Raw genomic sequence first — 14,095 nt, forward strand, 5'->3', positions numbered from 1 at the left:
GGTGACACGGTGCGCATCCGGCCTTCCTCGGGCTTGACAGTTTGAGGTTTGTTAGAATAGAAAGTATACGGACATCGCAAGGTGTCCCATATACTTTTTATCCTTTCAAGTGCGGCGGGACGAGCAATGCTGAAATGGGGTGTCGAGAGGCGGTTGGAGTTCATCGAATTCCGCCTGTTCTGGGAGGGGGGTGTCAATCGCTCTGACCTGATCGATACGTTTGGCGTCTCCGTTCCGCAGGCGTCAAAGGACTTGACCCATTATCAGGAGCGTGCGCCGCAGAATGCGGTCTATGACAAAAGCGCTCGCCGCTACGTAGCCGGCCCGGAATTTCAGCCGGTGTTTCTAGACCCTGACCCGGACGCCTATCTCATGCGGCTCCGATCGATGGCGGAAGGTTTCGCCGACGCGGGGGCGAACTGGCTCGCTGCCCCGCCTGACATGGATATCGCTCTGACTTTGCGCCGTAAGGTCGATACTGAAGTTCTGCGTTCAGTTCTGGCGGCAGTGCGGGAGGAAAGATCGCTGGATCTTCACTACCAATCCATGAACCGCGATCGGCCCGATCCGGCATGGCGGCGGATTACCCCGCATGCCTTCGGCTTTGATGGCCTGCGCTGGCATGTGCGGGCCTGGTGCCATGAGACGGAGCGCTTCAAGGATTTCCTGCTCTCGCGTGTCCTTGGATTCGGCGAGTTCGGCGAGCCAGGTGCTGCTGCGGCACAGGACCGGCTGTGGCAGGAAACCTTCGATATCACCCTTGTGCCGCATCCTGATCTGTCGGTCGGTCAGCAGGCGGTGGTCGCAAAGGATTACAACATGGCGGACGGGCGCGCTGTGCTGACAGTTCGCTACGCCATGCTGTTCTATGTGCTCAAGCGGCTAGGACTCCTTGATGGGGCTAGGCTGCGTGATCCCCGGACCCAGCATATCGTTGCCGCTGACGAAGACGAGGTTGCCGCCGCCCTTGAGCGTGCGCAGCATGAGTTCGATGAGGCTGACACAGCAAACGGGGCGGTACCTAAATGATGGTGGCCGCAGCGAAATATCGGATGTCCTTTGGCGTGGGCGGGCTGATGCTCAATGAGAGCATCGTGATTGCTCAAGCTTATCAACCCGGTGAGAACTGGGCATCTGCTCGTGAGCGTTTGCTGGCCCAGGGCGCGTCATCCTTACCCAAACTGGCCTCGCAAACCCGCGCGCTTCGTGAAGTGTACGACCGGATAGGCCATCTCTCCGATGCCGAACGTCATTACCTGTCGGTAGAGGCTGACCGCGCCGAGCAGCAGGCGATGATGTGGCTGGCGGTCTGCCGGACCTATCGTTTTGTCCACGAATTCGCAGTCGAGGTGATCAGCGAACGCTACCAATCATGGCGGCTCGACCTGGGCCATGAGGTTTTTGACCGCTTTCTCGCGGAGAAGGCTGAAAGCGATCCCGGCCTCGCCGCTCTTTCAGCTTCAACCTGCGCGAAATTGCGTCAGGTCTTGTTTCGGATACTACGTGAAGTTGGTTTGATAAGCGTCGAGGGTAGAATTCAGCCGATTTGGTTATCGGGGCGCATGAAGCGGCTGATTGAGGAGAGTAATCCGGCGGACTTGCAGGTCTTTCCCGGAAATGGGGGGTAATGGTGGGCACGAAAACTGATCGGCGCGCCCGCGCCGAGCACCTATTCAGGGTAGTTTCCAGCGATCGGTTCTTGCAAAAGCAAGGGCTGGGAAACGAGGTTCCCTTTTTTATCTGCGCTTTTGATGCCGAAGACGGACTGAGCCTGGGCGAGGATCGCGAGGATCTGATCGCCCGGCTGAGCCACGCCGGTGTGCGCGTACTTGATATCGATCTCTATGACCTTTCGATCAGGATCCTCGAAGACCGGGGTATCTTCGAGCAGATCCTTGAGGTTGAAGCCGAAACGGAAAAGGCGGAGCTCAAGGAACTGTTGCAGGGGGTTCTGGACCCGCAGGCGCACCTTATTCCAGAGATTGCGCGGCGCATCGAAGAAGTCCCGCACGACGTGATCTTCCTGTCAGGCGTAGGCGAGGTTTACCCCTACCTGCGGTCGCACAACGTACTCAACAACCTGCAAAGCACCGCGAAAGATCGCCCGACGGTCATGTTCTTTCCGGGAAAATACACGCACGCGCTGGCGACAGGAGCATCGCTGGAATTGTTCGGCGTACTCCATGACGACAAATACTACCGTGCGTTCAATATCATGAATTACGAGGTCTGACCGATGGCTGTTTTTCTGCGTGATATCTTTGCCAAGCCGGTCGACCGTTCGATCGATGGGGTGATCAAGGCTGACGACAAGGCCAGCCTCCTGACCGAGCTCGATGAATATGTCATCACCAACGAGATCGGCGCCCGACTGGAGCAATTCCTCGACGCCTACAACAATTACGATACCGCGAACGGCGTGTGGATTTCGGGCTTCTTCGGATCAGGTAAGTCTCACCTGCTGAAGATGCTCGCTCTTCTGCTGGAGAACGACGAGGTCGAGGGGGAGCACGCCATCGAGATATTTGAGCGCAAGCTCGCGGGCAACCCGATGCTGGCGGGGGCCTTGCGCAAGGCAGTGTCGATCCCGTCCCGGTCGGTCTTGTTCAATATAGACCAGAAGGCGGATGTGATCTCGAAGACGGATGTCGATGCACTTCTGGCCGTCTTCCAGAAGGTCTTTGACGAGATGTGCGGCTATTATGGCAAGCTCCCGCATATCGCGCAGTTCGAGCGTGATCTCGACAGCCGCGGCAAGCTCGATGCCTTCAAAGCGGCCTTTGCGCAGTTTTCCGGAAAGCCTTGGGAGCGCGGGCGCGAACAGGCTCTGATGGAAGGCAAGCACATTGCCGCCGCCTTTGCCGAGGTCACGGGCGATGAGGTCAAGGATATTCTTGGTCAGTATCGCAAGGATACGAAGGTCTCGATCGAAGATTTTGCCAATATGGTGAAGTCATGGATCGATGCGCAGGGACCGAAGTTCCGGCTGAATTTCTTCGTCGATGAGGTGGGGCAGTATATCGCTGACAACGTCAAGCTCATGACGAACCTGCAAACCATTGCCGAAAGCCTGAACACTAAGTGCAAGGGGCAGGCCTGGATTGTTGTCACTGCCCAGCAGGACATGGGTTCGGTTATCGGGGATCTAACGGCACAGCAAGAAAATGACTTTTCGAAAATTCAGGCACGCTTCGCCAACCGGATGCCTCTGAATTCCCAGGATGTGGCCGAAGTCATCCAGCGCCGCCTTCTGGCTAAGACCGAGGCTGGTCAGATCACCCTTGGCAATCTTTACGATGCTGAGGAGAACAACCTGCGCACCCTGTTCGATTTTGGAGATAATTCCTTCAAGTTCAGGAACTTCTCCGGAAAAGACCAGTTCGTCGCGAGCTACCCGTTCCCGAACTACCAGTATGACCTGTTCCAGCGCGCGATCATGGGCCTCTCGCAGCATAACGCGTTTGAGGGCAAGCACAGCTCGGTCGGCGAACGCTCTATGCTGGGGGTGTTTCAGGAGGTGGCCAAAAAGCTGGCCGACACGCCGGTTGGGGGGCTGGCGACCTTTGACCTAATGTTTGAGGGGATTCGCACCGCCCTGAAATCATCGGTTCAGCAGTCAATTCAACTGGCTGAAAAGAACCTTGGCGATGATTTTGCCGTGCGGGTGCTGAAGGTGTTGTTCCTTGTCAAATACGTCAAGGAATTCAAACCGACTGCCCGCAACATATCGATCCTCCTGTTGTCCCGGTTCGAGGCGGACCAGACCGAGCAGCGGCGCAATATCGAGGAGGCTCTGTCGCTTCTGGAGCGTCAGACGCTGATCCAGCGCAACGGCGAGGTCTATGAATTCCTCACCAATGAAGAAAAGGACGTCGAGGCCGAGATCAAGGCGATTGCCGTCGATCCCGCCGAGATAGAACGGCAGCTCGATGAACTGGCGTTTGGAGCGATCCTCCGTCACAGCAAGATCAAGCATGCTGGCACGGGTGTGGACTATGCTTTTACCCGCAAGCTCGACGGGCACAGCCTGAACCGGGAGCATGAGCTGTCGGTGAACATCATCTCACCCTTCAGCGACGATTCCGACGCGCCGGATGTGGTTCGCTCGAACAGCATGGCAAGCGATGAGATGGTTGTCCTGCTGGGACGTGATGTGCGCTTCACGCGCGATCTCGTCCTCTGGCTCCAGACCGTGAAATTTGCGCGTCAGGTCACCAGCGGGGATGCCCAACCCGGTCGTGATCGTATCATTGCGGAAAAGCGTGACCAGAATACACGGCGTGAAAAGGAACTGGTGCAGCGGCTGCGCGGCCTGATCGCGGATGCTCGCCTTTTCGTGCGCGGTGCCGAGCTGGAGATCGGCGGCGAAGATCCGCAGGATCGGCTGGTCAAAGGTTTCCAGGTCCTGGTCGACAAGGTCTATACCAGCCTGCCTGTCCTGCGCGGTGCCACTTACACCGAAGCAGATCTTGGGCGAGCCGGACGCGTCGATGGCGGGCTTTTCGGAGGCGAAGGCAGCGGTCTGACTGAAGCCGAGCAGGACGTGCTGAATCATGCTCAGGCTCAGATGCGCCTTGGGACGCGGGTCTCGGTCAAGGCTTTGGTCGAGAAGTTCGGAGCAAAACCTTATGGCTGGCCCGCCATCGCGGTTCTCTGCCTGACCGCGAGCCTTGTCGCGCGCGGCAAGCTTGAGGCTCGGGCCGACAGTGCTTTGCTGGAAGGGGATGCGCTGGTGCAGGGGCTGCGCAACAGCCATGCCCTTGGCAACATTCTGCTTTCCCCGCAGATCGAGTTCACTGCTGCCCAGATCCGCAAATCGCGCGAACTGTTTCAGGCACTGTTCGATCTGCCCGCCTCTGGAAATGACGCGCGCAGCCTTGGGTCGGAGTGGCAGGCCCAGTTGCGCAAGCTGACTAGCGAACTGGAGGGTCTTGGCCGGCAGTCGACCGGCTACCCCTTTATTGCAGCTCTCGATCCTCTGCGGACTCTGCTCGACAGCATGCGTGATCAGTCGGCGACTTGGTTCATTACCGGCCCGGTTGGGCAGGAAGATCAGCTGCTGGATGCCAAGGAGGATATCCTCGACAAGATCCGTAGCTTCATGTCCGGACCGCAGAAGGGCATCTATGACGAGGTGCGCGCTTTCCTGACGGCGCAGGATCAGAACGTCACCTTTGCCGAGGATTCTGCCGCCGATGCGCTGCGTCAGGCGCTAGCCGATCCGCAGTGCTTCAAGGGCACCGCGATTCAGGAACTGAAGGCGGATTTCTACGCGCTGAAGGAGCGCATCGAACAAACGGTTCTGGCAGAGCGCAACGCCGTCATCGCCGCGATTGAAGAAGTGGCCGAGAAAACCACCCAGACCTCGGAATTCCGTGCGCTACCGCCAGAGCAGCAGACCCGTATCCGCGATGAGCTTGCCGCGCAGAAAGCCAGCGTGGCTTCGCAAACCCTAATCCCGGCCTTGCGCCATCGGGCGACAGAGGTGCGTTCCAACCTTCTGGCCGACACGCTGACGAGGATCGCCGAACTGACGCCTGCACCTGCGCCGACGCCCGCGCCGCAGCCCCAACCTGCAGGTGGCGTGGCCGAAGCCCCGGCCAAGCCATATGTGCCGCCGGCACCGGTAAAGCCCCAGTATGTCAACGCCCAGTCGATCACTGTCTCTATCGGGAAAGCCTATCTCGAAGATGAAGACGATGTGACCCGCTACCTTGATGAGATGAAAAAGACCCTGCTGGCCGAGATCGGCGCGGGCAAGAAAGTGATTGTCTGATGGATACCAACGCCCTGAAGAAATTTGCGCAAAGCGCGCGCAACCTGCTGATCGATCAGGTCACCGCCCGGCTGAACATGGTGCTGGCCGAGGGCGCAGCAGCCCGCCGCGAACACCCCAAGGCAATTGCGAAACTGGAGGTCGCTGCCAACAACAACCGCGCCCATGTGATCGAGCAAGCAGCCTATACGTGGTTCAACCGCTTCACCGCACTGCGCTTCATGGATGTCACGGGCCTGTCCAACCCGCGCGTCGTATCGCCTGCCGATGGGGCAACCAGGCCCGAGATTCTGGCAGAGGCGATGGCGGGCAATCTGCCGGATCGCGCCCGGCCCGAGATTGCCGAATATCTGAACGGCACCCGCCCCGCCCATGATGGGCAGGCGGAGGCTTATCGGCTGCTGCTGATCCATGCCTGCAACGAATGGCATGGCGCCATGCCCTATATGTTCGAGCGCGCCGATACGCTGGACCGCGCCGAGGATTATACCGAGCTGCTGATACCCGACGATCTTCTGTCGCCGGACAGCATCCTTGCCCGCCTGCGCGAGGTGATGACGGAAGAGGCCTGCCAGGATGTTGAGATCATCGGCTGGCTGTACCAGTTCTATATCAGCGAGAAGAAGGATCAGGTCTTTGCAGGCCTGAAGAAGAACCAGAAGATCACTGCGGAGAATATCCCCGCCGCAACACAGCTGTTCACTCCGCACTGGATCGTTCGCTACCTGGTGGAAAACTCGCTGGGGCGGCTGTGGCTGCTGAACCGTCCGCAATCGAAGCTGGCGGCGAAGATGGACTATTACATCGCGCCGGAAGAGCCGGAGACGGATTTTCTGCGGATCACCCGGCCCGAGGATATCCGCATCTGCGATCCGGCCTGTGGCTCGGGTCATATGCTGACCTATGCGTTTGACCTGCTTTATGAGATCTATGCCGAGGAAGGCCACGACGCAGCCGAGATTCCCGGCCTGATCCTGAAGCACAACCTGACCGGCATCGAGATTGACGACCGCGCCGGCGCGCTGGCGGCTTTCGCGCTGTCGATGAAGGCGGCGGCACGGTTGGGGCGGCGGCGGTTCCTGCGGATGCAGACGAAGCCTGATATTGTCGTGCTGCAAGACGTGCGTTTCACCTCCGCCGAAATGCAGGACGTGGCTGCCGTGGTGGGCAAGGATTTGTTCACCGATGAGCTGCGCGAGACTCTAGGGCAGTTCGAGCAGGCCAAGAACTTCGGCTCGCTGATCGTACCGAAGCTGCGCGATCCGGCCGAGACTTTGCGGGTGGTCGAGGCGCGGGATTTTGGTTCCGACCTGCTGCTGAAAGAGTTGCAGGCGCGTGTCGTCGCCGTGCTGCGCATGGCCGAGGCGCTGTCGTCAAAATATCATGTGATCGTGGCTAACCCACCTTACATGGGTGGAAAGGGCATGAACTCCAAAATCCAAGATTTCACGAAGCAGAACTATCCAGACGGAAAATCTGATCTGTTTGCTGCGTTCATTGAACGAGGGCTCAGCCTTGGGATAGCGCGTAGCTTCAGCGCGATGGTCACGATGGAAAGTTGGATGTTCCTGGGATCATTTGAGAAGCTTAGGATACGCCTTCTCGAAGAGACAACAATTCAGTCGATGGTCCACATGCCGTACCTAGGCAAGGGTGGAACAAGCATGGGAATTAACTTCGGAACCTGTGCCTTCGTCTGCGAAAAGTCACCAAAGGCTGAGTTCAACGGTAGATTCTGCTGCGTTCGATATTACGAAACCGATGGTAACGGAGTTCCGCTCGAATTTCCGCCGAACAACGAACGTCTCTCGATGGTGTCATCTAAGGATTTTGAAAAAATCCCAGGAAGCCCAATTGCCTACTGGGTGAGTGAGGCGCTTCGGGAGACGTTCCCACGATCAACTTTGCTTGGCGATTTCTGCGACTTTCGAATTGGGATGGCCACTGGAAAGAACGAATGGCACGTGCGCCAGTGGCAGGAGGTATCCTGCAAGCGAGCTGAGTTTGGAGCCGCGTCTCGAGAGGTGGCTAAAGCATCTGGTAGAAAGTGGTTTCCCTACGCAAAGGGCGGGGAGTATCGGAAATGGGCGGGGAACGAAGAAAGCCTTGTAAATTGGGAGAATGACGGCGCTTTGCTTCAGAACACGAAGCACCCGACCAGCGATAGAATCTGGGCGCACAATTTCAACCTTTCGAGTATTTTTCAGCCCGCGATCTGCTGGACAGTTGTCACAACCGGCCGCAACGGATTTAGGCTTCACTCTGATGGTTTTATATTCGATGCCGCAGCCGGTCTCTGCCAGCCAAAGACCGACGTCGAAATCGAGTATCTGCTCGGGCTGTTGAACTCAAAGATCACAGAAGCAGCTTTGCCTTTGATCAATCCAACGATCAACCTTCACCCGGGTTATCTATCTTCACTTCCCGGCCTCGCGGTAAAACAGAACGATCAAGTTCGATCCCTTCGAGATCTCGCAAAATCCGACTGGGACGCCTACGAAACCTCCTGGGATTTCACCACGCTTCCGCTGCTATCGCCCGATCACCGGGAAGAGACGCTGGAGGCCAGCTATGCCAACCTCCGCGCCCACTGGCAGGGCATGACCGATGTAATGCAGCGGCTGGAGGAAGAAAACAACCGCATCTTCATCGATGCTTATGGCCTTCAGGACGAACTCACCCCCGAAGTGCCGATCGAGGAAATCACGCTCACCTGCAACCCTGCCTATCGCTATGGCGTGAAGGGTTCGGAAGAGGACCGTGAGGCACGGCTGCGCGAGGATACGGTGGCCGAATTCCTCCACTATGCCGTGGGCTGCATGTTCGGACGCTACAGCCTCGACGCGCCCGGCCTGATCCTCGCCAATCAGGGCGAAGGGATTGAGGACTATCTGGCGCGCGTGCCGGAACCCAGCTTCGCACCCGACCGCGATAACGTCATCCCGGTGCTGGATGCTGACTGGTTCGCCGATGACATCGTCACCCGCGCCCGCGATTTCCTGCGCGTCACCTTCGGCGAGGCGAAGTTCCGTGAAAACCTCGCCTTCATCGAAGCCGCCCTCGGCAAGGATCTGCGCCGCTGGTTCACAAAGGATTTCTTCGATTATCACGTGCGTCGCTATAAAAAGCGCCCGATCTACTGGATGTTCTCCAGCCCCAAGGGCAGTTTCAATGCGCTGATCTATATGCACCGCTACCGGCCCGACACGGTCTCGGTCGTGCTGAACCAATATGTGCGTGAATTCATCCATAAGCTGGAGGTGGAGCGCACACGGCTGGAAAAGCTGGCCGTCGATCCTGCCGCTACGCCTGCCCAGCAGACAAAGGCGCAGAAGGAAACGGCCACGGTCATCAAGCAGATCGCCGAGCTGACCGAGTGGGAACGCGAAGTCGTCTATCCGATGGCGCAGCAGAAGATTGCCATCGATCTCGATGACGGGGTGAAGCGCAACTATCCGCTGTTCGCCGGTGCGCTGAAGCCGATCAAGGGGCTGGAGGCTGCGGATGACTGACCGCATCACCGCCGGCCTGATGCGCCTTTATGAGGATCAGGGGCACCGCATCGTCTTCTGGTATGACGCCGCCCGTGATCTCCGCGGGGCGTTCGATTCGGTGGACCTGCCCGGCGTCACCAAACTGGAGATCGCCAACAACGAATTCGGCCTGAAATACCGCATGTTGCGGCAGGAACCGAAGGCGCGGTTTCTGCTCTACAAGGATGGCCCTGAGCCACCGATGCCTGAGAACTGGCTGCTGGATGTACAACTGGCCAGCGCCATCTTTCGCGCCGATCAGGCAGCGATCTGGGTCGCGGATCTCGGCATTCCGGCGAAATACGAAGCCGCCGTGCGCGATCACGCCGAATTCTACCGTTCCGGCAAACGGTTGGAAGCGCTGCGCGCGATCGAGCGCGAGCGGCCTTCGCAAAGCGCCAATGATGTCCGCCGCAAGATGCTGGCAGTCTGCGCTGGTGCGGATGGCGATCTCGATACGGTGATCGAGGCGTTGCTGGCCGAACTGGCCGAAGGCTGTGATGACGCGCTGAAGCTGATGGATCGGGTCGGGCTGACAGAGTTCTTCTGGAAGGACGTGGCCGCGCGTTATGGCTATGCGGCGGATGCGCCGGATTTTCAGGATTTCGCCATCACGCTGTTTTCCAGCGCTTGGGCGCGGGCCATGGGAGAAGCTGCCCCCCTGAACACCGATGCCGCGCTGATGTTCCGCCGCTGGAGCGCCTCGCGCCGGTGGGGTGAAGCGTTCGAGAAGCTGTCGGGCGATTATCAGGACGTGCTGAAGATCAGGGACAATCTGGCCTCCCGCGATTTTCGCACCCTCATGCCGCATGATCACTTCGAGGAAGTGGACCGGAGGATCGTTGTCGCCATCGTTGAGGGGCTTGCCCGGCAGAGCCTGTCGGCGACAGATGTGCTGAAATGGGTACGCGATCGCCGCCAGAGCCATTGGTATAGCCGTTACGCGGATGTCTATCAGGCCATTGGCTATGCGACCGAGTTTCAGCAGGCGCTAGCCGAGGCTGATCTGACGATGACCAGCCTGTCCGATGGTGTGAAGCGCTATTCCGCAAGCTGGTTTCGACTGGACCAGCTCTATCGCAAGTTCATCTATCACATGCAGAAAAGCGGTCAGTCGGGGCTGCTGTCCGCGCTCTATGAGGCGGTTGAGAACCGCTACACCACGAATTTCGTGCTCAAGTTGAACGATGCCTGGCAGGATCAGGTGGCTCGCCTCACGGACTGGGCGGTCCCGGGCTTTCCACGTCAGGTGGATTTCTACCGGGGGCAGGCTGCTGAATACCGGCGCAAGGATCAAAAGGTCGTTGTCATCATCTCGGATGCGCTGCGCTATGAGGTGGCCGAAGAGGCGCTGCGCGAGATCCGCAAGCTCAATCGGTTCGATGCTGAACTGAAGCCGATGATCGGGGTTTTGCCGAGCTACACCCAGCTCGGCATGGCGGCACTCTTGCCGCACCGACAACTGGGGATTCGCGATGACAATGATCTGGTGCTGCTGGATGGTGAAAGCACCATGGGGGCCGCCGCTCGTGAAAAGGCGCTGGCTGCGGGCCGGGCTGGAGACCGGGTAAAGGTTCTCGCGGCGAAGGATTTCATGAATCTGGGATCATCGGAGGGTAAAGACCTCTTCCGGGATCATGATGTCCTCTATCTGTATCACAACCAGATCGACGCAATTGGCGACAAGCTCGCCACGGAGGAAAATGTCCCCGCCGCGGCAGAGACTACCATCGAGGATCTGGTGAAGCTGGTGCGGAAGCTGACCTCGGCCAATTTCTCGAACATCTTGATCACCGCCGATCACGGATTCCTGTGGCAGCACAAGGCTCTGGAAGAGAGCGGCTTCGCGCTGAGCGAGCCGGAAGGCGAGATTGTTACACGAAACCGGCGCTTCGTGATCGGCCGGGGCCTTAACAGCAGTGGCGGCATGAAGAAGTTCTCTGCCGCACAGCTTGGGCTGGAAGGTGAGCAGGACATTCTGATCCCGAACTCGATCAACCGCCTGCGGGTTAAAGGATCAGGCAGCCGCTTTGTCCATGGCGGGGCGAGCCTGCAGGAGATTGTCCTGCCGGTTCTGCGTGTCGGCAAGCAGCGCAAGGAGGATGTCGGGCAGGTGTCTGTGCAGATCATTCCGCCACCCCGCGCTCAGATCACCACGGGCCAGATCCAGGTCACCTTCTTTCAGGCGGAGCCAGTGACCGACAAGCAACAGCCCCGGCAGGTGCATACAGCCATCTTTGCTGACGATGGAACACTCATCTCTGACGAAGCCGAGTTGGAATTCGATTTCACGTCTGAGAACCCGCGCGAGCGCGAGCTGTCGCGGAGCTTCCTGCTGTCCAAGGCGGCAGACGCCTATAACAATCAGACAGTCTTCCTGAAGCTGCGAACGCGCATCGGCAAGACCAGCCATTTCGAAGATCACGCTTCGCAGCCGCTGCTGCTGAAACGCGGGATCAGTACAGATTTCGATTTCTGAGGTGCCGATGTCGACCCTTGATGACAAGATCAATGAGCATTTTGCCGGTTTCGTGGTCCGTAAGGACCTGGTGAAGGCCGTGAAGGGGAACGCCATTGTCCCCACCTATGTGCTCGAATACCTTCTCGGCCAGTATTGCGCGACCGATGACGAAGCCTCGATTGCGACAGGCATCGAAACGGTCAAGGACATCCTGCGCAAGCACTACGTCCATCGTTCCGAAGCGGGGTTGGTACAATCAACGATCAAGGAGCGTGGCCGCTACAAGGTCATCGATCAGGTTAGCGTGGCGCTGAATGAAAAGACCGATGCCTATGAGGCGGTCTTTGAAAACCTCGGTATCAAGCGGGTTGCCATCGACAGCGCCACGGTAAAGGCGCACCCGAAACTGCTGGTTACGGGTATTTGGTGCATCGCCGATGTGCAGTACGAGTTTTCGGAAGACAGCCGGATCTCCCCCTGGATCATCGACACGTTGAAGCCGATCCAGATCGCCCGTGTGGACTATGACGGCTATCGCGAGACGCGGGACAAGTTCACCACCGAGGAATGGATCGATCTGCTGATGCAGAGCATCGGCTTTGATCCGTCACTGTTCGGGCGCAGGTCAAAGCTTTTGCAACTGTTGCGCCTGGTGCCATTTGTTGAGCGCAACTACAACCTCATCGAGCTTGGTCCCAAGGGGACGGGAAAATCTCATATCTATTCCGAGTTCTCACCCCATGGTCAGCTGATCTCGGGCGGTGAAATCACGGTTCCCAAGCTTTTCGTGAACAATTCCAATGGCCGGATCGGATTGGTCGGCTTTTGGGATGTCGTGGCCTTTGACGAATTTGCCGGCCGCGAGAAGACGGCCAACAAGGCGCTTGTCGATATCATGAAGAACTACATGGCAAACAAGCAGTTCTCTCGTGGTGTAAATCCGATGGGCGCCGAGGCCAGCTTCGCCTTCGTCGGCAACACGGACCATAACGTGCCTTGGATGCTGAAAAATACGGACCTGTTCGAAGCTCTGCCGCCGCAGTTCCACGACAGCGCCTTTATTGATCGATTGCATGCCTATCTGCCCGGATGGGAGGTCGACATTATCCGGGGTGAGATGTTCACATCTGGCTATGGGTTCATCGTCGACTATCTGGCCGAAATCCTGCGCCATCTGCGTGCGGAGGATTTCTCACACCGGCCAGATCGCTATTTCACCATTCCGGTTCAGACCCATATCCGGGACCGTGCGGCGATCAACAAGACCATGTCAGGTCTGCTGAAGCTGATCTTCCCGAATGGAGGCGAGACTGAAGCCGAAGTTGAAGAACTGCTGCGCTTTGCGATTGAATGCCGAAAGCGGGTGAAGGATCAGCTCCTGCGGATCGACAGCACCTTTGAGGCAGCAGATTTCCATTACATCGCATCGGATGGCGCAAAGCGCGCCGTCGCCACGCTGGAGGAAGAGGAGTTCCCCCAGTTCTACCACCGTCGATCAACCGACGATGGAAGTGAAGGTGTGAATCAACGAGAGATTGGGTTGGTAACGGCAGAACCGGTCTCAACGGTGGCTGCTTCCGCAGCACCTGCCGTTGCCGCTGCCCCGCACTCACCCCCAACTCCCGGACATGTCGTTTTCACAGAAAACCGCAAGGGCATCAGTTTCGACAAGATCTTTGGTCCTTGGACGGATGGTGCGACGCGGATTATCATCACAGACCCCTATATCCGGAAGTTCCATCAGGCACGCAACGTGATGGAACTGATCGAGATGCTAATCCGGCGTAAACAGCCTGAAGATCAGATCGCTGTGCATCTTGTCACGGCTCCGGACGATGGGAACATCCAGGAGCAGCGAGAGTGCTTGGACGGGATTGCTGAAGCCTGCACAGGCACGGGCGTCGATTTCACATGGGCCTTTGATGGGAGCGGCACTCTCCATGCACGCGACATCACGACGGATAACGGCTGGAAGATGGTTCTGGATCGCGGATTGGATATTTTCCAGCCAACGCCTCGCAAGATGAACGGTTTCTCGCTCGGAGAACGGATGCAGGAGCACCGGATGGTCCGTGGTTTCTACGTGACTTATGTCGAGAACCTTTAGCTTCGTCGGTCGTGTTGGCGGGGCAGGTCCGGCTACGCGCTCGGCGGGAAGCGAGAAGTCGACCTCGATGCCCAAGCCCTCATCCTCGTTACAGTTTTCCTGATCAGCAGATTGCAGGCCATTCATGCACTACCCCTTCCTCGTCATTGATCCGCGCTCCGGCCTGCAATACCGCCTAACCGATACCGGTCTTGCCGAATTGTCCCTTGCCCCCATTT

At 58.1% G+C, this 14,095-nt stretch carries 7 protein-coding genes; all 7 read left to right on the plus strand.

What is annotated here, in order from left to right:
• The first annotated feature begins 126 nt into the window (after window positions 1-126).
• From M4578_RS10445 to brxL, 7 genes are read left to right on the plus strand one after another with little or no spacing between them, the layout of a single operon-like run.
• Window positions 127-1,029 carry a BrxR family helix-turn-helix transcriptional regulator gene (locus tag M4578_RS10445; RefSeq protein ID WP_069709525.1) on the plus strand — a complete coding sequence of 301 codons (903 nt, stop codon included), beginning with the start codon at window positions 127-129 and terminating at the stop codon, window positions 1,027-1,029.
• The gene (locus tag M4578_RS10450) at window positions 1,026-1,628 is read left to right on the plus strand and encodes a DUF1819 family protein (protein WP_069709526.1); all 603 of its coding nucleotides are present in this window, start codon (window positions 1,026-1,028) and stop codon (window positions 1,626-1,628) included. Before M4578_RS10445 ends, M4578_RS10450 begins: the two co-directional genes overlap by 4 nt.
• On the plus strand, window positions 1,628-2,233 hold the full coding sequence (locus M4578_RS10455; RefSeq protein ID WP_069709527.1) for a DUF1788 domain-containing protein: 606 nt from the start codon (window positions 1,628-1,630) through the stop codon (window positions 2,231-2,233). Before M4578_RS10450 ends, M4578_RS10455 begins: the two co-directional genes overlap by 1 nt.
• A 3-nt stretch (window positions 2,234-2,236) precedes the next feature.
• On the plus strand, window positions 2,237-5,776 hold the full coding sequence (gene brxC, locus M4578_RS10460) for a BREX system P-loop protein BrxC (protein WP_069709528.1): 3,540 nt from the start codon (window positions 2,237-2,239) through the stop codon (window positions 5,774-5,776).
• On the plus strand, window positions 5,776-9,288 hold the full coding sequence (gene pglX / locus M4578_RS10465) for a BREX-1 system adenine-specific DNA-methyltransferase PglX (RefSeq protein ID WP_258093367.1): 3,513 nt from the start codon (window positions 5,776-5,778) through the stop codon (window positions 9,286-9,288). The genes brxC and pglX overlap by 1 nt, the downstream gene beginning before the upstream one ends.
• The gene (gene pglZ / locus M4578_RS10470; protein WP_258093368.1) at window positions 9,281-11,788 is read left to right on the plus strand and encodes a BREX-1 system phosphatase PglZ type A; all 2,508 of its coding nucleotides are present in this window, start codon (window positions 9,281-9,283) and stop codon (window positions 11,786-11,788) included. Before pglX ends, pglZ begins: the two co-directional genes overlap by 8 nt.
• A gap of 7 nt (window positions 11,789-11,795) precedes the next feature.
• Window positions 11,796-13,877 carry a BREX system Lon protease-like protein BrxL gene (gene brxL / locus M4578_RS10475; RefSeq protein ID WP_069709531.1) on the plus strand — a complete coding sequence of 694 codons (2,082 nt, stop codon included), beginning with the start codon at window positions 11,796-11,798 and terminating at the stop codon, window positions 13,875-13,877.
• Window positions 13,878-14,095: the final 218 nt, after the last annotated feature.

The organism is Salipiger pentaromativorans (assembly GCF_024721115.1).
GTDB classification, from domain to species: domain Bacteria; phylum Pseudomonadota; class Alphaproteobacteria; order Rhodobacterales; family Rhodobacteraceae; genus Salipiger; species Salipiger pentaromativorans.

Excerpts from the sequence above, each read along its gene's own strand:
- M4578_RS10445 (WP_069709525.1), top strand. The coding sequence starts at position 127 with ATGCTGAAATGGGGTGTCGAGAGGCGGTTGGAGTTCATCGAATTCCGC.
- M4578_RS10450 (WP_069709526.1), top strand. The coding sequence starts at position 1,026 with ATGATGGTGGCCGCAGCGAAATATCGGATGTCCTTTGGCGTGGGCGGG.
- M4578_RS10455 (WP_069709527.1), top strand. The coding sequence starts at position 1,628 with ATGGTGGGCACGAAAACTGATCGGCGCGCCCGCGCCGAGCACCTATTC.
- brxC (WP_069709528.1), top strand. The coding sequence starts at position 2,237 with ATGGCTGTTTTTCTGCGTGATATCTTTGCCAAGCCGGTCGACCGTTCG.
- pglX (WP_258093367.1), top strand. The coding sequence starts at position 5,776 with ATGGATACCAACGCCCTGAAGAAATTTGCGCAAAGCGCGCGCAACCTG.
- pglZ (WP_258093368.1), top strand. The coding sequence starts at position 9,281 with ATGACTGACCGCATCACCGCCGGCCTGATGCGCCTTTATGAGGATCAG.
- brxL (WP_069709531.1), top strand. The coding sequence starts at position 11,796 with ATGTCGACCCTTGATGACAAGATCAATGAGCATTTTGCCGGTTTCGTG.